This is a genomic window from Hylemonella sp. GW821-FHT10B10 (assembly GCF_059415585.1).
Genome location: NZ_JBWKNN010000001.1, coordinates 1,176,627 through 1,194,980, shown reverse-complemented (window position 1 = coordinate 1,194,980; position 18,354 = coordinate 1,176,627). Strand labels below are relative to the sequence as shown.

Sequence of the window (18,354 nt, the reverse complement as noted above, 5' to 3'; positions counted from 1 at the left end):
TTCACTGGTCGGCTGCGCGCTGCGGGCTTTGCTGCATCTGCTGCATGGATTCGCCGACCTTCTGCTGTACCTGCTCCATGGTCTGCTTGCCCTGCTCGATCTCGAGCTTCTTGGCCGCCCCGACGGTGGCGGCTGTGGTCGCCGTTTCGGCGCCGCAACCCATCAGAACCAGCGCCGATAGCACGATGATGGATGTTCTGAACATATTGGTTTCTCCTGCGTGATGCGGACGAGCAAAAGTGTATTCTGGCCTCAGCCGCGTCTGGAAAATGGCTTCCTTTTATGCCATAATTGAGGTCTGGGTTCTTAGCTCAGTTGGTAGAGCAGCGGACTCTTAATCCGTAGGTCGAGTGTTCGAGTCACTCAGGACCCACCAGATCAAAAGGGATCTGACCGCAAGGTCAGATCCCTTTTTCTTTGCCTCATGAAAAGCACGACGGCAACAAAAAAGGCCTTGCATTGCTGCAAGGCCTTTTGATTTGGCTCCTCGACCTGGGCTCGAACCAGGGACCTACGGATTAACAGTCCGGCGCTCTACCGACTGAGCTATCGAGGAATATTCGGTATTCGAATTGTACTTGGTAGGACGTGCGGGATTCGAACCTGCGACCAACGGATTAAAAGTCCGCTGCTCTACCAACTGAGCTAACGTCCCCCAGACCGGGACGCTTACGCTAACCCCGACAAGCCTTCAATTATAGCGTGATTTCTCTGTGCTCTTCAAACGCGTTTCACGATTTCATTGAGCACCCACCCGGCCGCGCACTGGCCGAAAGTGGCCGTGACGGCCACCAACGAGCCATAGCCGCTGCAGTTGAGCGAGCCGTCGCCCTCGACGGCGCAGGAGGCGTCGGGGCCCTGCACCGCCTCGCGGCTGAAGACGCAGGCCACGCCCATCTTGCGCCCTTCGCGGGCGGCACCATGCTCCTTGCGCAGGCGATAACGCAACTGCGCCAACAACGGATCGTGTGTGACGCGGCCCAGGTCCTCGATATCCACCGCATGGGCCAGGCGCTTGCCACCCGCAGCACCCGCGCTGATGAAGACTGTCTTGTTCTTGAGTGCCCAGGCCGCCATAGCGGTTTTGGCGCGCACCTGGTCGCAAGCATCGATGACGGCATCCACGCCGGCTGGCAAGACACCGGGCCAGTTCGCAGACTCCACGAACTCCTCGATACCATGCACCTGGCAATCCGGGTTGATCTGGGCGATGCGGTCGCGCATGGCCAGCACCTTGGCCTGGCCCAGCGTGGCCTCCAGGGCATGGACCTGGCGGTTGATATTGGATTCGGCCACATGGTCCAGGTCGATCAGCGTGAGCTGCCCCAGCCCGCTGCGCGCCAAGGCTTCCGCAGCCCAGGAGCCGACGCCGCCGACCCCCACCACGGCCACATGAGCGGCACGGATGCGCTGGGCACCAGCCACGCCGTAGAGGCGGGCCAAGCCGCCAAAACGGCGCTCTGCGTCCATGGTGACGGTTGTCACGTCAGGCCATGCGCTCCAGGCGCCACACCTGGTACTTGAAACCCAGAACGGCGCCGGCCACGATGGCCGCAAAGGCCACCAGGCTGTTGAGCCCCAGAGTGGACAGGCCGGTCAGGCCCTGGCCGATGGTGCAGCCCATGGCGGTGACACCACCCACACCCATGAGCAAGCCCCCCACCAAGTGGTTGGCCACGTCCTCGGTGCCGCCGAAACCCTCCCAGCGGAAGCTGCGGTTCCAGAGGGCCGTGAGGGCGGAGCCGACGATGACACCAAAGACGGAGACGATGCCCAGCGTGAGCACCTTGCTCTTGTCGCTATAGAACATCAGCCAGTCCAGTGCGTAGGACACCGGGGCCACGAAGCTCAGGGCTTCGGCGCGACCCGAGTTGGTGGCGAGGAAAACCTCTTCCAGCGTCTGCGGGTGCTCGGCCACATGGCCCATAGACCCGCTGACCCACCACATCGCAACGATGATGCCGCCGATGCCCAGGCCGGCCAGCAGGTTGTCGGTGTTCAGGAACTGCTCGCCACGCAAGGCCCAGACGATCAGGGCTGCGCCCAGACCAAGGCCCAGCACCAGGCCAGCCAGGGCGGGTGTAAGGCCCAGCGATGAAGCCGACAGATAGGACAGATTGGCCGGGCCGGCAAAGTCGACCGTGATGCGGTCCACGGTGGCCACGCGCAACACGGCGGTGATGCCCTTCATGGTGGCAAATCCAGCCAGGCCCATGACCAGCAGGACGACCAGGGACTTGAGGTTGCCCGCACCCACCCGCACCAGGGTCTTGCTGCCACAACCCGAAGCCAGCACCATGCCGAAGCCGAACAGGGCACCACCAACGGCAGCCGAGAGCCAGAGCCAGCGGTTGCCGCCGTGCAGGGTCTTGGCGGGATCGATCAGGCCGGCATAGGCCAGCAGGGCAAAACCCGCCATGGCCACGCCGATGGCCAGGCCCCACTGGCGCATACGCGTCCAGTCGCCCATATTGACCACGTCGCTGACAGCGCCCATGGTGCAGAAATGGGTGCGCTGCGCGATGGCGCCGAAGAGCAGGGAGAGGAAAAAGGAAGCGCTCAACACCAGGGTGTTGAGCGCGGAGATGTCGGGGGTTTGCATCCCCGGATTTTAGGGCACCCGGCCTATTTCAGCTTCGGCAGGCGCTGCTTGGCCGCAGCGGCGGCCTCGGACTGCGGATAGGCCTTGATGAGGTCTTCCAGCGTCTTGCGCGCCGCCTTGATGTCCTTGAGCTCGACCTGGCAGTTGGCGATGGACAGGACCGCCTCGGGGCCACGCATGTGGTCCGGTGCCTGGGTCAGCAGGTTGCGGAAGTTCTGGATGGCCACCTGATAGTCCCGCGTAGCGTACTGGGCATTGCCCAGCCAGAAGAAGGACGACGGCGCGTAACCGCTGTTGGGATAGCGCTTGAGAAACTCGACAAAGGCGGTCTGCGCAGCCGCGAAGTCGCCTTTGCGGAAGATGCCCAATGCGGCTTCGTAATCGCGCTTCTCGGCCTGGTCGGCCAGGAACTCCCGGCCATCCACGGTGACCTTGGCCGGCTCGAACTTGCGCAGGCGCTCGTCGATGCCGACCGCCACATCCTTCTGCTGGCGCTGCAACTCGGCCACGTCACGCGTGAGCTGCTCGTTCTGCCCGACCAGACGGGCCATGTCGGCGCGCAAGGTCTCGATCTGGGTCTGCAACTCCAGCAGGCTGCGGCGCAGCTGGGCGTTTTCTTCGGCGCTACGGGTAGCCTGCTCGGCCGAGCGCTTCTCGGTGTCCTGGCGCACGCTGTCCACGCGCTGACGCAGGTCAAGAATGGCGCGGCGGGCCTCTTCGTCGTCGAAAAGGCCGGCGTGCGCGGCGCCAGAGGCACACAGCAGCAGGGCTGCCAGACGGAGTGTCTTGCTCATCGCAAAGTCACCAGCCTTCGATCAGCGGTAGCTGATCTCGGCACGGCGGTTTTTGGACCAGGCGGCTTCGTCATTGCCCTGCACGGCGGGCTTTTCCTTGCCGAAGCTCACGGCCTCGATCTGGCCATCGGCCACACCCAGCAGCACCAGGGCACGGCGCACGGCTTCGGCACGGCGCTGGCCCAGGGCCAGGTTGTACTCGCGGCCGCCGCGCTCGTCGGTATGGCCTTCGATCACGACCTTGCGCTTGGCATCGGCCTTGATGTAACGGGCATGGGCGTCGATCAGGGTCTGGAACTCGGGCTTGATCACATAGCTGTCGTAGTCGAAAAACACCAGGCGCGAGACATTGGCGATCGCCGCCTGCGAAGACTTGCCGTCGTCGACCGGAACGACCGAGGTCTTGGCCACGACGCTGTCACCGGCATTGGCGCCAGCGCCCGTGCCAGTGGAGCGGTCTTCGACCGGGGGGTTGTCCAGGTTCACGGACGAGCAAGCGGCCAGCACCAAGCTGACGGCACCCAGCAAGACGAGTTTCTTCATCGACATAGTTATTACTCCTGTGGTATCGATCGGTATCAATTGGATGGTTTCTGGAAGGGGCCCCAATCAGGTTCCCGGATGTCTCCGCCCTGCCCGGCCAGCCTGGCCTTGATTTTCCCATCCAGCGTGGTGGTCATCAGGGCTTCGCGTTCCTGCTGCTTGGTCGCATAGAGGAGCAGACGGCTGTTGGGGGCAAAGCTCGGGTTCTCGTCGGCGCTGGTTTCGGTCAGGGCACTGACATTGCCCGTCGACAGCTCCATCACGTGCAGCTTGAAGGCGCCGCTCACCCGGGAAATATACGCCAGCCAGCGGCCATCGGCGCTCAGCGAGGGGGAAATGTTGTAAGTGCCAGTAAACGTCACGCGTTCGGGGTTGCCGCCGGTGGCAGGCATGCGGTAGATCTGCGGGCTGCCTCCACGGTCGCTGACGAAATAGATGAACTTGCCGTCGTGCGAGTAGATCGGCTCGGTGTCGATGCTGGAGGATTGGGTCAGGCGGCGCGGTTCCGCACCGACGGTGGCGACGTCCAGCGTGTAGAGCTGCGAGCCCCCGTCACGGCTCAGCGTCACAGCCAGGCTGCGCCCGTCGGGCGACCAGGCCGGCGCGCTGTTGGAGCCGCGGAAATTGGCCACCAGGCGGCGCTTGCCACTCGCCACGTCGTGGATGTAGACCACCGGCTTGCGCGACTCGAAGGACACGTAGGCCAGTTGCCTGCCGTCGGTCGACCAGCTGGGGGAAATGATGGGTTCGGGGCTGCTCAGCGCAGGCTGGGCGCCCTCGCCATCGGCGTCGGCTACCCAGAGGTTGTAGCGCTGCTCGGCCTTGGTGACATAGGCGATGCGGGTCGAGAACACGCCCTTGTCGCCGGTCAGTTTCTCGTAGACGAAATCGGCGATGCGGTGCGCCGCCAGACGCAGGTCCGCCTGGGAGATGGCATAACTCTGGCCACCGAGGTCACGGCCAGCCACGACGTCCCAAAGGCGGAAACGCACGTCATAACGGCCGTCGGCCAAACGGGAGATGCTGCCGGCCACCAGGGAATCGGCACCGCTCTGGCGCCAGGGCACCAGGTCCGGACGCGCATTCTCGTCCAGCGCGCCGGAACGGGCCGCGACACTGCGGAACTGGCCACTGCGCTCCAGATCGGCCTGCACGATGGCGCTGATCTTCTGGGGCGAGGCGTCCTCGCCCCGGAACGGCGCAAAGGCGATCGGCAGCTGCGTGAGGCCAACGCCGGATACCTCGACCCGGAACTGGGCATATGCCGGCCAGGCGGCCAGCAGCGTCATCAAAATCAACAGGTAGCGTCTCATCATTTTTTGCATTATCCCAGCCTCGTCACCACAACATCGTCATCCGGGCGGGCCTGAGCATAACCCGAGGCCGCACGCACGATACCCGACAGGGCCCGCTCGCGGACCGTGCGGGCATTCTGCGACTCCTGACCACGGGCGGCCTCCTTGTGCCAGAGGTGAAAAACTTCGGTGGCGCAAAAGCCGTTCTTGCGCGCCACACCGGCATGGTGCAGGCGCAGCACGAAATCGGCATCCTCGTGCCCCCAGCCGACGAAAGATTCGTCAAAGCCGTCGATGCGCTCGTAGTCGCTGCGCCAGACGCCCATATTGCAGCTGCGTATGCCCTTCCAGTAGAACTCGCGGCGCACCCGGGCGCGCCCGTCAGGCAGGCGCAGCAGATGGGTGAGTTTGCTGGCCTCACCGCGCAGGCGCCGGTTCAGCCAGTAGAAAGCGCTGCGGCCGCAAATCAGTTCGGTGCCTGCCACCACGCGCTGCGTGAATTCGGGTGAGAGCAGCACGCGGCTGCCATTGACGAAACGGCCGGGTGCGGCCAGCTGCTTGTGACGCGCGATGAAATCCACCTCGGGTACGCAGTCGCCATCCAAAAACACAAGGTAGGAATTGCGGGCGGCCGCCACACCCCGGTTGCGCACTTTGGAAGCGGTAAAGCCGACGTCAGGATGCCAGACATGCGTCAGGTGCAGTTCGCGGGCCACGGGTGACTCAAGAATGGCTCGGCGGTGTTCTTCACGCGAGCCGTCGTCCGCCACGATCACCTCGAAATTCCGGTCGGTCTGCCGCGCCAGCCCCTGCAGCACGGCCAGCAGGGCGTCGCTGCGGTTATAGGTCGTGATGACCACGGAAACGGGCTCGGAGGGGTTCATTTTGAACTAGACTACACGGCTGATACCCGCCTGTGCCATACGGACAGGCCGCCGAATACTACCACCCCTCGATGAGCCAAATCTCCGTCTACATCATCGCCTACAACGAGGCCGAAAAGGTCGCGGCCACCATCGAAAGCGCTAAGTGGGCGGACGAGATCATCGTGGTCGACTCCCACAGCACGGACGGCACACAGGACATCGCCACGCGCCTGGGCGCGCGCGTCGTGCAGGTCGAGTTCAAGGGCTTCGGCGACCTGCGCAACCAGGCCATCGCGGCCTGCACGCACGAGTGGATCTTCAGCATCGATGCCGATGAACGCTGCACGCCCGAGGTGGCGGCCGAGGTGCGCGCCATTGCCAACAACCCGGAGTCCCTGGACGTCTGGCGCGTGCCGCGGCGCAACTACTTCATGGGCCGCTGGATCAGGCACTCCGGCTGGTACCCCAACTTCCGCCAGCCGCAGTTCTTCCGCAAGGGCAAGATGAGCTACGACCTCAAGCCCGTGCACGAAGGTTATGTGCTGCACACCGATCGGCCTTTGGGCACATTGAAAAACGTGATCTGGCAGTTCCCCTTCAAGAACATGGCCGAGGTCATGCACAAGGCCAACCGCTATTCGAGCCTGGGGGCCGAGAAGATCGTGCACAAGCGGATCTCCATGAGCTCGGCCCTGGCGCATGGCATCTGGTCCTTTGTCAAGCACTATGTCTTCAAGCTGGGCTTTCTGGACGGCTGGGCCGGTTTCATGATTGCCCTGGGCAACTTCGAGGGCACCTTCTACCGCTACGTGAAGGCGCTGGAGATGCAGAAGGGCGAAGCTTGGAAGGCCCCAAAGTCGCAGGCCGGCGCTCCTCCCTGATGGCTTCGAACAACCGCTCCCTGTACCTGCGGCTGCTGTCCTACGTGCGGCCGTACTGGAAAGCGTTTGCACTGGCCGTGGTCGGCATGGTGGCCACGGCGGCAGCCGAACCCGTCTTCCCGGCCATCATGAAATACCTGCTGGACAAGGGCTTCCAGACCGACGACCCGCGCATGGTCTGGCTGATCCCGACGGGCATCGTGTTGCTCTTCGTGGTCCGCAGCCTCTTTGTCTACCTCACAGGCTACCTGATGATGTGGATCTCCAGCCGAGTGGTCACCGACCTGCGGCGCGCCATGTTCGCCAGGCTGATCACCCTGCCGACGCAGCATTTTGACCAGCACTCGGCCGGTCAGCTGATCTCGCGACTGGTCTATGACGTCAGCCATGTCTCCGAAGCTGCGACCAGCGCCCTGGTCACGGTGGTCCGCGAATCCCTCACGGCGATCGCCCTCCTGGCCTATCTGCTTTACCTGGACTGGAAGTTGACACTCATCACGCTCGCGATCGGCCCTGTCATTGCCTACACCGTGAAGTCCTTCGGCAAGCGCATGCGCGCAGCCAGCCAGAAGAGCATGCAGTCGATGCGCCTGATCTCCCACACCATCGAAGAGACAGTCAAGGCACAGAAGGTGGTCAAGATCTTCGGCGGGCAAGCCCATCAGGTCGGGCGCTTCGGCGATGCGACCGAGCAGTTTCGCCGCGCCCAGATGCGCGAAGCCATTCCCGCGTCGGCCACCACCCCCATCACCCACATCGCCGCAGCGATCGCGGTCGCCGTCATCACCTACCTTGCGCTGAGCCAGGCCACCGGCCAAGCCGGCGCTTCTGCAGGCGGCTTCGTCTCTTTCATTACGGCCATGTTGCTGCTGATTGCGCCGCTCAAGCAGCTCACGACCGTCAGCACCACCCTGCAAAAAGGGCTGGCGGCTGCGGAAAGCGTCTTTGATCTGCTTGACACGCCACAGGAAGCCGATGGCGGCACACGCGCTTTGGGCCGGGCACGCGGCGACATCACGTTCGAGCAGGTCAGCTTCTCTTATCCCGGGGCCGAGCGCCTTGCGCTGAGAGACATCAGCTTTCATGCAGCGGCAGGACAAAGCGTCGCCCTCGTTGGAGCCTCCGGGGGCGGCAAGACCACCATCAGCGCCCTGATTCCACGCTTCTACCCTGCCAGCGGCGGCAGGATCCTCGTGGATGGCATCGACATCCAGGACCTCACCCTGGTCAGCCTGCGGCAAAACATCGCCCTGGTCAGCCAGGACGTGGTCCTGTTCAACGACACAGTCGAAGCGAATATTGCCTTTGGTACCCTGGGTACGCACAGCCGGGATGACGTAGTCCGGGCGGCACGCGCGGCCTACGCCTGGGAGTTCATCGAGCAACTCCCCGAGGGTCTGGACACCATGATTGGCGAGAACGGCGCCCGTCTTTCGGGCGGCCAGCGCCAGCGCATCGCCATTGCACGAGCCCTGCTGAAGGACGCCCCCATCCTGATCCTGGACGAGGCAACCTCGGCCCTGGACACTGAATCAGAGCGCCAGGTACAGGCCGCCCTGGCGGTGCTGATGAAAGACCGAACCACGCTGGTCATCGCCCACCGCCTGAGCACCATCGAACATGCGGACCGCATCCTTGTGCTGGAACAGGGACGCATCGTGGAAAGCGGCACCCACGCCGAATTGCTGGCCAGTGGTGGTTATTACGCCAACCTCACACGCGTACAGACATGAATATCCCCATCCTTATGTACCACCAGATTGACGTGCCGCCGCCCAGCGGCACGCCATTGCGTGGCTTGGTTGTATCGCCCGGCTCATTTGGTCGTCAGATGCTGCTGCTCAAGCTACTGGGTTACCGCGGCATGTCCATGCGCGACCTCGAGCCCTATCTCAAAGGCGAAAAGCGGGGCAAGGTCGTCGGCATCACCTTTGACGATGGATATCAGAACAATCTGCACAACGCCCTGCCGATACTGAAAAAGTTCGGCTTCACGGCCACCTGCTATGCCGTGAGCAGCATGATAGGTGGCACCAACAGCTGGGATCAGGGCCTTGTCGCCGAAAAGCCATTGATGAGTGAAGCCGACTGGCGGACCTGGCTGGCCGGCGGCATGGATATCGGCTCCCATACGAAGACCCACGCCGACCTGAACCAGTCGAGCGCCGAGCAGGCGCGCGAACAGATTGCCGGATCGAAACGGGAGCTTGAAAAAGTACTTGGCTGCGAGGTGCGGCACTTCTGCTACCCCTATGGCCGCTTCCATGCCGAACACAGCCAGATGGCAGAGGAAGCCGGCTATCTGACAGCGACAACGACACGCCGGGGACGGGTTCATGCGGGCGATAACCTGATGGCCCTGCGACGCGTGCTGGTGGCACAAGCGACGCATCTGCTGCACTTCGCTCTCAAGATCAGTACGACTTACGAAGATCGGCGCGGTTGATCCAGCACGTCATCCGACCCATACCAGCACCGTCATGAGCACCACCACCAATAATCCGTCGCCCGCCAAGGCTGGGACAGTTTGTGAGATTTGCGGCTCCAGCCGACTCTCCGAGTTGTTGCCCATGGAAATGATGCATGGCCGTGATGGCCCTTTCCGGTACGTGCACTGCACGGACTGCGGCTCGACCTATCAGCCCGAAAAACTGGATGACTACGGCAAGTACTACCCGCAGTCCTACTACTCCTTCCAGTACAAGGAGCCAGACACCTTCTCAGCCCGTCTGCGTCAACTCAAACGACGCCTGCGCAACGAGTTCTATTACTTCGGCACAGGCGTGCTGGGCCGCTTGCTGGCTGGGGCCAGGCCTTGCCCCGTCAATCACCTGTCACGTCACACCAGGCTGCGCCGCGACATGTCCATCCTCGAGATCGGCAGCGGTACCGGCGAGCTGCTGCATGAGCTGGCCGATCTGGGAATCCGCAGGGTGGTAGGCATCGACCCCTTCGTCCCGCAGGACATTGCCTATCGCAATGGTGCCCGGGTCTTCAAGGCGTCCATCGGTGAGCTGGAAAGCCGCTTTGCCGGTGAGACCTTCGATCTCATCATGTTCAACCATGCGCTGGAGCACTCGCCTACGCCAGCTGACGATCTGGTCAAGGTTGCCAGGTTTCTGAAGCCCGGTGGAGAAATTCTCGTGCGACTCCCAGTCTCCGGCTCGGCACTCTCCGAGGAATACGGCAAGTACTGGTGGTCACTGGATGCACCCCGTCACATCTACATCTTCAGCGTCCAGTCCATGAAACTGTTCGCCCGGAAATGCGGGATGACCGTCGATCGCGTGCACTTCGAAGGAACCATTGACGACTACCTGGCAAGCGAACAGCACAAGGCCGGCATTGCTCTGCTCGATCCGCGCTCCTATGTCGTCACGCGCGACCTGTCCAGTTTTGGCAGCGAACGTCTCCAGGCCTATGAAACTGCGATCGCAGAACAGAACCGGCTGGGGACGGCGGCACTGGCAGGTTTTATCCTCAAGTTCCCATCTTGATCGACAGCTCACAGACAGCAGGCCCGCGGGAAGCACCATGAAAACCAGCATTGCTTTGTATTGCAAGAGCTTCAGCACCGACGTCAAGCGTACGCGCCGGCTGGCCGAGTCGGTCCAGCGCTTCAATACAGACAGCATCCCTTTCTACGTTTCCTGTCCTCAACGAGACATGCCGCTGTTTCGCGATTTCCTGTCAGGACTTCCGGTGGAACTCGTCGAGGACGAGCAAATCATCGCGAAAAATCCGAAAATTGATAAGGAGAAGCTTGCCGCCTTGCGTGGGGGCTTGTCTCAACAGGTGATCAAGTCGGAATTCTGGCGTCTTGGGGTCAGCGACGCCTACGCCTGCATCGATTCGGACTCGATGTTCATCCGCCCCTTCCACCGGCGTGACTTCGTACTCGAAAACGGCGAGCCCTACACCGTCATCGATGAAGGACATGAGCTGCTGGATCTGGCAATCACAACCGGTCGCTCCCACGTGGTGCGCGATTTCATGCAGGAGGCCGAAAAGTTCATGCGACTGTTCGAGCGGACCGGCCGCTGTTACAGCTTTGGCCCCAATCCGCCGATCTGGCACCGGGACGTATGGGAAAGCCTGGACCGGGAATTCCTGACACCCCGGGGCATGAGTTTTCTGGATGCCATCCTGCTGGAACCCATCGACCTGAACTGGTACGGTGAGGCGCTGCTACGCTACCAGGCTATCCCCCTGGTCCCATGCCAGCCTTTGTTCAAGGTCTATCACTACGCGTGGCAGCTCGACAAGGACCGTCGTGCGGGGGTCAAGGCCGAGGATCTTGCGACCCTGTACAGCGGTGTCATCCACCAATCCGCCTGGGACCGTCAGATGGATTGGCCTCGCGAGGCCGGTTCCCTGGGTTCGCGGATCGCACGCAGGGTGAAACGCCTGCTCGGCCGGATCTAGTCGGCGGTCTTCCGCCCGGCGTTTCCGCTCCACCGGCGCGCCTGCAGCAAGGCGTACGCCAGTAAGAAGCCCTGCATCTCGAACATATGATCTCGGAATACCGAATCGGTCCACGCGCGGAGCGTCCAAAATATGGACAGGGCTATCAGGATCAAGGCCCATTCATTCAGTTCAGAATTGCTCCTTAGATACATAAAACCCTGAATGCAGAAATACACTAACACCCAGAAATAGAGCAGGACACCCGCCCATCCAATGGCAAGTGCCGTGTCGACCCAGCCGTTGTGCGCATGGGCCATGTTGAGGACCGGGGCAGCGCATTCCTGTCGCAACAACTTCTGAAAGGATTGCCTGGACCCGTCCAGGCCCCATGGGTGCTTGTAGGCCAGTTCCAAGCCAGCACGCAGTATCACAACGCGGGCCCCGTCGCCATCTTGCACTGCGGCGATCACGCTCTGCGCGCGCCCCGCAGGACCGTAACGCGCGGCGATCTCGGCCTCGATTGAAGCCGTCCCTTCGCATTCGATAAGGATCGGGTCCCCCAAAAAGCCCGCGGCAAACTTGACGGTCATATCCTGCCAGCGGGGGTCCACCTTGATCGCCACACCGACGACCGCCACCCCGGCAAGCAGCAAGGCAGCCATACCTCCCAGCACATACCGTCTTGTCGCACCGGCCTGGGTCAACACCGCGGCGAGAAAGACTAGCACCCCGCCCAGGATAGCAAATGAGAGTCCAGCACGCGAGTTGGCCAGCGCGGGAGAAATGAGCGCGCAGGCCACGAGGAGCAGCGCCCACCGGCGGTACTTTTCGTGACCAGCAATAAGCGCCGCCGTGAGCAGAATCACGGCCTGTCCGGCGGCATAGCCTAGATCGGCATGATGACTCTCCCGCCCCCAATAACCCCAGGGAATAGCTCCTGTTTGAAGCGTTCTCCAGGCGACAAGTGATAGAAAAACCAGCAGGGTCAAGGTACTTAGCAATCCAAGATGAAAGGCCACGCCCGTAGTCCTGTTGCGTAACACAAGCGCTGTTCCGGCTCCTGCCAACATGGCCAATATGCCGCGACCCCACTGACCCTCCAGGCTGCGCAATGCAACGCTATGGTCGTCGGCAATCAACGGAAAAACCAGCAAGTAGGCCATCCACAGCAGGACCGGTAGGCCCAGACGGAACTCGGAACGTATCTTGGGAAACTGCCAGGCCAAGGATACGAACAGGGCAAATAAGGCTACGTTGCGCAGCGCAATGGTGTCGGCCATTGGCAAGACCGCGAGATAAATCGCTGCAAAAAGACCGGTCCAGATCGCCGGATCGGATAGCTGCGCTTTCACAGCGTGCGTGCGACTTTGTTTTTCCATAACCATCTCTTGAAAAAGCTACGCGGTGCGTCGCCATTGAGGGCACCCAGGCGCAACTGGCGCCTGGACTCGAGCTGGGGACTCCAGAGACCGTCAGCCTCCAACTTTTTGTAGGCCCGCAGCACCGCCAGATTGCCCAGGCGGGTATGTTCAAAGCGCGCCTCCGGGTGCTTGGACTTCAACAGCTTCTTGTTGCGTTTGATCAGCGCCCGCGCCGCGGGGCTGGCCTTGAAGGTTGCACTGCCTACATGCAGGATGAACACGTCTTCCGTGATCATCTGCCGGTAGCCCGCCTTGGCCAGTCGCAGGCTGAAGTCGAAATCCTCGTAATAGCCCAGGCCGAACTCCAGATCGAGGCCACCGAGCCGGTCCCAGGCATCGCGCCGGATGGCGATACAGAAGAAATCGCAGCGGTAGGCCGGCATCAGCTGGTGCGTCGGGTTCTCATTCAGCCACTGGCCGATCTGCAGCCAGTCTTCATGCGTGGCGCCAGGCTTCCATAGGCGCTGCCCGTTGCCAGCTGCATTGGTCACAGGCCCTAGCATGGCCACGTCGGTCGGAACCTCGCGTACCGTGCGCTTCAGCGCGTCCAGCGTGCCCGCCGGAAAGACGGTGTCGTTGTTGACCAGCAGCAACCATTGCCCGCGGGCCTGTGTTACCCCCCAGTTCATGCCGCCAGCGAAACCGCGGTTGGATTCGCTCAGCAGGCATTTCACTCGCGGGTGGGCCGCACACCAGGCAGCGGTTTTTCCGGCTGAATCGTCTGGCGAGCCGTTGTCGACAACCAGGACTTCAATCTCTGCGTCATCAAACCAGGGCACCAACGACTCCAGGCAGGCGCGCGTGGTTACGTCGAAATTGCGAAAACCAAGAACAACCAGGGACAGCAAAGGTGTCGTCACACAGGACTCCTCTTCAAATCAGTCGCCCAGACCAGCAGACGTGCCACGGCAGCCTGGGTGGTGTAGGGACTGGAGAAACCGCTGTCCGGCAGGCCCGCACCGCACCAGCGATCGAACAACTGCACCAGGCCATGGGCCAATTCAGTGGCTGAGGCTGCTGCACCCTGTCCCACTTCGCCCGTCTGCACGACCGTATGGCCAGCACCACGCAACATGCCGGTCATCTGCGGATTGCGGTGCACGGTGGCCAGGATGGGGCGCTGCATCCAAAGGTACTCATAGAATTTGGACGGGATGTACTCCTCGCAGATCGGCTCTTCGCCGTGCAGCAGCAAGAGCACGTCCACGCCGCGCATACGACGCAGGATCTGTTCACGACCGGAGAGTCCCGTGACGGGATCGGCTTCGATGCGCCCCAGATGGCGCACGCAGGCCCGCACCGGAGACTGGGCGAGTTTCGCGCTTGAAACGGCATCGAGCGGGCCACCGGTGACGTGCAGTTCGGTGGCAGCCACCAGGTCCGGGCGGCGTGCCTGCAAAGCCTCGAGAGCTTCGATGAAAGGCACCAGGTTGCGCGTCGCTGAAAGCGAACCGAAATGGCCCACGATAAATTTGTCACCCGGCGCATAGGGTGGCAGGCTCTGAAAGGGCGGGTCGATGCCGGGCAGCAGCATCTTGCCGCGCTGGCCCAGCTCGGGATGCCGTGCCCGGGCGCTGGCCAGGGCCTGTTCGGTAAACCAGATGGCGACATCGGCCTCGCCGCAGATCAACGCCTCCACCCGCGCCTGCATCTTCTGTTGCGCTGTCTGCGGCGTGCTGCCAGGGGTGATAAAGGGGTCGTGCACCTCGGCCAGCCAGGGTGTACCGGTGGCGCGCTTGAGCGCCCCGCCGGCCAGATGGGCCGCAAAGGCACCACCGGTAGAGTAGATCAGGTCAAAAGGCTGGCGACGGGCCAGCGCCCTGCCCTTCAGGTAGGCGCCGAGCCACCAGGACCAGGAGCTCTCTACCGGGCGCAGCAATTTCTCGACGACGAGTCCGGGCAGCAGCACAAGCGAGGCCAGGGTCATCAGGAGGCGGTAGACAAAGCGATTCTCGAAACGCCGGCGCAGTACATGCCGCAATTCGAAACGCAGGCCGGCGGGGCCGGCGGGCCACAGCTGGTGGTGCTCAACCACCTCGTCCTTGCGGCCCGACACACCACTGAGCACCACCAGCTCTATGCCGGCCTGGTGCAGGTGCGGGAGCTTGTCGGTGATGGTCTGGCTGGCGGCCCGGCCGTCCATATTGAAGGCATGGGCCAAGATAAGCCAGCGTTGCCGGATCGGGTCGGTCATCGGGAAGTGGCGGCGGCCTGCTGGTATAGCGCTTCGTATTGTAGGGCGGCGCTTTCCCAGGTATGCGCCCGGGCGAACTCCAGCCCATGGTGGCGCAACTGATCAGCCAGCTCAGGCTGGTCGAGCACGGAACGCAGCATCCCCGCCAGCAGATTGGCATCGCGCGGATCGTGCAGGATCAGCGCCTCGTGGCGGTCCTGCAACTCGCGCGAGATGCCGCAATGCACCGGGCCGCTGACCACAACCGGCAGGCCGTGCGCCATGGCTTCAAGCACCACCATGGCAAAACTGTCTTCCAGTGTGGGATGGGCCAGGCAGTCGGCCGCGCGATAGGCCGGGTCCAGATCATCCAGCGAGCCCAGGAAATGCACCCGATTGGCCACGCCGAGCTTTTCAGCCTGCTGCCGGTAATGTGCGATGGGGGCCGGATCGCCGACCACCGCCAGATGCACTTCGGGCGCCAGCTTCGCCATCGCCTGCAATAGTGCGTCCAGCCCCTTGCGTTTGTAGTCGTTGGCCACAAAGAGCAACAGCGGCACTTCGTGCGGCAGACCCAGTTGCCGACGCGCCATGGCGCGCGTGATGGTGTCCTGCCTCAGATAGGTCCCCGGCGTGATGATCGCCAGACGCTTGCGGCTGGCGGGGTAGGCCTGCTCGCACTCAAGCTTGAGCGTCTTGGACGTCGCCACGATGGCCCGGCCGGGCCTGCGCATGAAGCGCGCACCCTCCAGGAGCATATAGGTGATCAGGCGCGGGCTCAGACACACCTTGAGCCAGCGCAGTGTGCGGTTCAGGCCGCGCCGGCCATGCAGCAGGTTGTGGCGCAAGGGCCGCACATGCACGGTCTGCACCTGGCCGTGCCAGGTGTTTTCGTGGGAGTGCACCACATCAAAGCCCTTGCGGGTCTGCCACCAGGTGGCCATGGCAAACAGCAGCTGATTGACCCAGCGGGGCTTCTTGCTCAGGCAAAAGACCGGGTGGTAGCTCACCCCGTCCACAGGCTGGTTCGTTTCCTGCGCAAAGACATGGATCTCATGCCGGGCAGCAAGCTGTTGTGTGATGGCGACCGAATAGCTTTCAGCGCCGCCAGCGGATCTGGAAAACACACGGTTGATGATGGCGATACGCATGGCTCGAAGATTCCGGTTCAGAGCAGGACGATGTCGTACTGCTCCTGCCCCATGGCCGTCTCGCTTTGCAGAGAGATCGGTTTGCCGATGAAGTCGGAGAGGCCGGCCAGGTGCTGGCTTTCCTCGTCGAGCAGCAGCTCGATGACCTGGGGCGCGGCCACCACGCGGAATTCGCGCGGATTGAACTGGCGCGCCTCGCGCAGGATTTCGCGCAGGATGTCGTAGGCCACGCTGCGCGGGGTCTTGACGATGCCCTTGCCCTCGCAGCTCGGGCACACCTCGCACAGCATGTGCGCCAGCGATTCACGGGTACGCTTGCGTGTCATCTCCAGCAAGCCCAGCTGCGAGAAGCCACCCAACATGGTCTTGACGCGGTCGCGGGCCAGTTGCTTACGGAACTCGGACAGCACCGCCTCGCGGTGGTCCTCACGCGACATGTCGATGAAGTCCGCGATGATGATGCCGCCCAGGTTGCGCAGGCGCAGTTGGCGGGCGATGGCACCTGCGGCTTCCAGATTGGTCTTGAAGATGGTGTCGTCGAAATTGCGGGCACCCACAAAGCCACCGGTGTTGACGTCGATGGTGGTCAGTGCCTCGGTCTGGTCCACGATCAGGTAGCCGCCGGATTTGAGCTCCACACGCCGACCCAGGGCCTTGCCGACCTCCTCGTCGATGCCGAAGAGGTCGAAGATGGGCCGTTCACCCTTGTAGTGCTGCAGCTTGGCCGCCGCAGCCGGCATGAACTCCATGCCGAAGGCGTGCAAAGCCTCGAACTGCTCGCGCGAATCGACCTTGATAGTCACCGTGTGCTCGCTGACCAGATCGCGCAGAACACGCTGCAAGAGATTCAGGTCCAGGTGCAGCAGGGATTTGGGCGGCAGCCGGGTGGAAGCATCCTTGATGCGTGTCCAGGTCTTGCGCAGGTAGGTGATGTCATCGCCCAGCTCGGCGTCACTGGAGTCCTCGCCATTGGTGCGCAGGATGAAACCGCCTCCCTGCTCGCCCACCAGCTTCTGCAAGCGCGTACGCAAATCGTCCCGCTGGGCCAGCGGGATCTTCTGCGACACGCCGATGTGATCGTCCTGTGGCAGAAAGACCAGCAAGCGCCCGGCGATGCTGATCTGGGTGGACAGGCGTGCGCCCTTGGTACCGATCGGATCCTTGATGACCTGCACCATCAGCGCTTGGCCCTCGAACACCTGCTTCTCGATCGGCACCTGCGACTGGGATGCGCGCGAAGCGCTCAGTGATTCGCCCTCGGCGGGCGGATGCCAGACGTCGGCCACGTGCAGGAAGGCCGCGCGCTCCAGCCCGATGTCAATGAAGGCCGACTGCATGCCCGGCAGCACGCGCGACACCTTGCCCAGGTAGATGTTGCCGACCAGACCGCGCTCGCAGGCACGCTCCACGTGCAGCTCCTGTACAGCCGCGTTTTCCACCACGGCCACGCGCGTCTCCTGCGGCGACCAGTTGACCAGGATGTCTTCTTGCATGGCTCTGTTGGTTCTAGATCTTGAAGCCGAAGGTATGCAGCAATTGTGCCGTCTCGTGCATGGGCAGTCCCATGATGCCAGAGTAGCTGCCCGAGATCCGTGAAATAAACACGGCCGCCCGGCCCTGCACGGCATAGGCACCGGCCTTGCCCATGGGCTCGCCGCCGGCCACATAGGCAGCGATCTGCTGGCGGCTCATGGGCACGAAGGTGACACGCGAATCGCTCAGGGCCTGCTGGCGGCGCCGTACGGTGCCGACGGCCACGGCCGTCAGGACCCGGTGCGTCGTGCCCGAGAGCTCGCCCAGCATGCGCCGGGCGTCGGCTGCATCGGCAGGCTTGCCGTAGATCACCCGGCCCAGCGCCACCGTGGTGTCCGAACAGAGCACCGGCGCGGCCGGCAGGCCGCGGCGCTTGAGACGCGCCAGCGCGGCATCGAGCTTGAGCTGGGTCACGCGCTGTACATAGGCGGCGGGCGCCTCGCCCGGTATCACGGCCTCCAGCGCCTCGGCGTCCTCGCCGGCGTCGGGCAGTAGCAGCTCATGGCGCACGCCCATTTGCTCCAGCAACTGGCGGCGACGCGGACTCTGGGAGGCGAGATAGATGAAGTCAGACATGGCAGGACTTGAGCGCCGCCGGGCCGCCCCAAGGCGCGAGGGCCCCCGAGAGGCTGACGCCTGCGGCTTCAAGCCTGCCTGCGCAGGCTTGAACAGGCGGAAGTGGGGCCCC

The 18,354-nt window shown here is 63.0% G+C and carries 18 protein-coding genes and 3 tRNA genes; 6 read left to right on the top strand and 15 right to left on the bottom strand.

Features of this window, described 5'->3' with window-relative positions:
* Position 1: 1 nt before the first annotated feature.
* Complete coding sequence (locus AC07NT_RS05880; RefSeq protein WP_498597376.1) at positions 2–205, bottom strand: hypothetical protein; 204 nt, start codon at positions 203–205, stop codon at positions 2–4.
* A 95-nt stretch (positions 206–300) separates the two neighbouring features.
* Between AC07NT_RS05880 and AC07NT_RS05875 the strand changes: the two genes are divergently transcribed.
* A tRNA-Lys gene (locus AC07NT_RS05875) sits at positions 301–376 on the top strand.
* Positions 377–480: 104 nt separating this feature from the next.
* On the opposite strand, the gene AC07NT_RS05870 is transcribed toward AC07NT_RS05875, so the two are convergent.
* From AC07NT_RS05870 to AC07NT_RS05835, 8 genes are all read right to left on the bottom strand, one after another.
* Positions 481–556, bottom strand: a tRNA-Asn gene (locus AC07NT_RS05870).
* Positions 557–579: 23 nt separating this feature from the next.
* Positions 580–655: transfer RNA gene (locus AC07NT_RS05865), tRNA-Lys, on the bottom strand.
* 65 nt (positions 656–720) lie between these two features.
* Positions 721–1,470 carry a tRNA threonylcarbamoyladenosine dehydratase gene (locus tag AC07NT_RS05860; protein WP_498598496.1) on the bottom strand — a complete coding sequence of 250 codons (750 nt, stop codon included), beginning with the start codon at positions 1,468–1,470 and terminating at the stop codon, positions 721–723.
* 16 nt (positions 1,471–1,486) lie between these two features.
* Complete coding sequence (locus AC07NT_RS05855) at positions 1,487–2,602, bottom strand: YeeE/YedE family protein (protein ID WP_498597377.1); 1,116 nt, start codon at positions 2,600–2,602, stop codon at positions 1,487–1,489.
* Between the two features lie 23 nt (positions 2,603–2,625).
* The gene (gene ybgF, locus AC07NT_RS05850; protein ID WP_498597378.1) at positions 2,626–3,396 is read right to left on the bottom strand and encodes a tol-pal system protein YbgF; all 771 of its coding nucleotides are present in this window, start codon (positions 3,394–3,396) and stop codon (positions 2,626–2,628) included.
* A 21-nt stretch (positions 3,397–3,417) separates the two neighbouring features.
* Positions 3,418–3,939: a peptidoglycan-associated lipoprotein Pal gene (gene pal, locus AC07NT_RS05845; protein WP_498597379.1), complete on the bottom strand. Its 522-nt coding sequence runs from the start codon at positions 3,937–3,939 to the stop codon at positions 3,418–3,420.
* A 35-nt stretch (positions 3,940–3,974) separates the two neighbouring features.
* Complete coding sequence (gene tolB, locus AC07NT_RS05840; RefSeq protein WP_498597380.1) at positions 3,975–5,264, bottom strand: Tol-Pal system beta propeller repeat protein TolB; 1,290 nt, start codon at positions 5,262–5,264, stop codon at positions 3,975–3,977.
* Positions 5,264–6,118, bottom strand: coding sequence for a glycosyltransferase family 2 protein (locus AC07NT_RS05835; RefSeq protein WP_498597381.1), 855 nt, complete (start codon positions 6,116–6,118; stop codon positions 5,264–5,266). Before AC07NT_RS05835 ends, tolB begins: the two co-directional genes overlap by 1 nt.
* Before the next feature lie 71 nt (positions 6,119–6,189).
* Between AC07NT_RS05835 and AC07NT_RS05830 the strand changes: the two genes are divergently transcribed.
* From AC07NT_RS05830 to AC07NT_RS05810, 5 genes are read left to right on the top strand one after another with little or no spacing between them, the layout of a single operon-like run.
* Positions 6,190–6,981, top strand: a complete 792-nt coding sequence (locus tag AC07NT_RS05830) for a glycosyltransferase family 2 protein (RefSeq protein ID WP_498597382.1) — start codon at positions 6,190–6,192, stop codon at positions 6,979–6,981.
* Positions 6,942–8,714 (top strand): lipid A export permease/ATP-binding protein MsbA, encoded by a 1,773-nt coding sequence (msbA, locus tag AC07NT_RS05825; RefSeq protein WP_498597383.1) that lies wholly within the window; start codon positions 6,942–6,944, stop codon positions 8,712–8,714. Before AC07NT_RS05830 ends, msbA begins: the two co-directional genes overlap by 40 nt.
* Positions 8,711–9,427: a polysaccharide deacetylase family protein gene (locus AC07NT_RS05820; RefSeq protein ID WP_498597384.1), complete on the top strand. Its 717-nt coding sequence runs from the start codon at positions 8,711–8,713 to the stop codon at positions 9,425–9,427. Before msbA ends, AC07NT_RS05820 begins: the two co-directional genes overlap by 4 nt.
* A gap of 34 nt (positions 9,428–9,461) precedes the next feature.
* Complete coding sequence (locus AC07NT_RS05815; protein ID WP_498597385.1) at positions 9,462–10,478, top strand: class I SAM-dependent methyltransferase; 1,017 nt, start codon at positions 9,462–9,464, stop codon at positions 10,476–10,478.
* A gap of 37 nt (positions 10,479–10,515) precedes the next feature.
* Positions 10,516–11,406: a DUF6492 family protein gene (locus AC07NT_RS05810; protein ID WP_498597386.1), complete on the top strand. Its 891-nt coding sequence runs from the start codon at positions 10,516–10,518 to the stop codon at positions 11,404–11,406.
* On the opposite strand, the gene AC07NT_RS05805 is transcribed toward AC07NT_RS05810, so the two are convergent.
* Genes AC07NT_RS05805 through AC07NT_RS05780 form a run of 6 tightly spaced genes read right to left on the bottom strand, consistent with a single transcriptional unit; the run spans position 11,403 to position 18,242 of the window.
* Positions 11,403–12,767, bottom strand: a complete 1,365-nt coding sequence (locus tag AC07NT_RS05805; protein ID WP_498597387.1) for an O-antigen ligase family protein — start codon at positions 12,765–12,767, stop codon at positions 11,403–11,405. The genes AC07NT_RS05810 and AC07NT_RS05805 overlap by 4 nt on opposite strands.
* Entirely contained in the window at positions 12,737–13,669 is a 933-nt protein-coding gene (locus AC07NT_RS05800; RefSeq protein ID WP_498597388.1) for a glycosyltransferase family 2 protein, read from the bottom strand. The genes AC07NT_RS05805 and AC07NT_RS05800 overlap by 31 nt, the downstream gene beginning before the upstream one ends.
* A complete protein-coding gene (locus tag AC07NT_RS05795) occupies positions 13,666–15,003 on the bottom strand; it encodes a glycosyltransferase family protein (RefSeq protein WP_498597389.1) in 1,338 nt (445 codons plus the stop codon). The genes AC07NT_RS05800 and AC07NT_RS05795 overlap by 4 nt, the downstream gene beginning before the upstream one ends.
* Positions 15,000–16,133 (bottom strand): glycosyltransferase family 4 protein, encoded by a 1,134-nt coding sequence (locus AC07NT_RS05790; RefSeq protein ID WP_498597390.1) that lies wholly within the window; start codon positions 16,131–16,133, stop codon positions 15,000–15,002. The genes AC07NT_RS05795 and AC07NT_RS05790 overlap by 4 nt, the downstream gene beginning before the upstream one ends.
* A 17-nt stretch (positions 16,134–16,150) precedes the next feature.
* The gene (gene rng, locus AC07NT_RS05785; protein ID WP_498597391.1) at positions 16,151–17,626 is read right to left on the bottom strand and encodes a ribonuclease G; all 1,476 of its coding nucleotides are present in this window, start codon (positions 17,624–17,626) and stop codon (positions 16,151–16,153) included.
* 13 nt (positions 17,627–17,639) lie between these two features.
* A complete protein-coding gene (locus tag AC07NT_RS05780; RefSeq protein ID WP_498597392.1) occupies positions 17,640–18,242 on the bottom strand; it encodes a Maf family protein in 603 nt (200 codons plus the stop codon).
* Positions 18,243–18,354 lie beyond the last annotated feature (112 nt).

Bases quoted from the DNA above. Each gene is read 5' to 3' on its own strand.
- AC07NT_RS05880 (WP_498597376.1), bottom strand. From the start codon at position 205: ATGTTCAGAACATCCATCATCGTGCTATCGGCGCTGGTTCTGATGGGT.
- AC07NT_RS05860 (WP_498598496.1), bottom strand. From the start codon at position 1,470: ATGGACGCAGAGCGCCGTTTTGGCGGCTTGGCCCGCCTCTACGGCGTG.
- AC07NT_RS05855 (WP_498597377.1), bottom strand. From the start codon at position 2,602: ATGCAAACCCCCGACATCTCCGCGCTCAACACCCTGGTGTTGAGCGCT.
- ybgF (WP_498597378.1), bottom strand. From the start codon at position 3,396: ATGAGCAAGACACTCCGTCTGGCAGCCCTGCTGCTGTGTGCCTCTGGC.
- pal (WP_498597379.1), bottom strand. From the start codon at position 3,939: ATGAAGAAACTCGTCTTGCTGGGTGCCGTCAGCTTGGTGCTGGCCGCT.
- tolB (WP_498597380.1), bottom strand. From the start codon at position 5,264: ATGCAAAAAATGATGAGACGCTACCTGTTGATTTTGATGACGCTGCTG.
- AC07NT_RS05835 (WP_498597381.1), bottom strand. From the start codon at position 6,118: ATGAACCCCTCCGAGCCCGTTTCCGTGGTCATCACGACCTATAACCGC.
- AC07NT_RS05830 (WP_498597382.1), top strand. From the start codon at position 6,190: ATGAGCCAAATCTCCGTCTACATCATCGCCTACAACGAGGCCGAAAAG.
- AC07NT_RS05820 (WP_498597384.1), top strand. From the start codon at position 8,711: ATGAATATCCCCATCCTTATGTACCACCAGATTGACGTGCCGCCGCCC.
- AC07NT_RS05815 (WP_498597385.1), top strand. From the start codon at position 9,462: ATGAGCACCACCACCAATAATCCGTCGCCCGCCAAGGCTGGGACAGTT.
- AC07NT_RS05810 (WP_498597386.1), top strand. From the start codon at position 10,516: ATGAAAACCAGCATTGCTTTGTATTGCAAGAGCTTCAGCACCGACGTC.
- AC07NT_RS05805 (WP_498597387.1), bottom strand. From the start codon at position 12,767: ATGGAAAAACAAAGTCGCACGCACGCTGTGAAAGCGCAGCTATCCGAT.
- AC07NT_RS05795 (WP_498597389.1), bottom strand. From the start codon at position 15,003: ATGACCGACCCGATCCGGCAACGCTGGCTTATCTTGGCCCATGCCTTC.
- AC07NT_RS05790 (WP_498597390.1), bottom strand. From the start codon at position 16,133: ATGCGTATCGCCATCATCAACCGTGTGTTTTCCAGATCCGCTGGCGGC.
- rng (WP_498597391.1), bottom strand. From the start codon at position 17,626: ATGCAAGAAGACATCCTGGTCAACTGGTCGCCGCAGGAGACGCGCGTG.
- AC07NT_RS05780 (WP_498597392.1), bottom strand. From the start codon at position 18,242: ATGTCTGACTTCATCTATCTCGCCTCCCAGAGTCCGCGTCGCCGCCAG.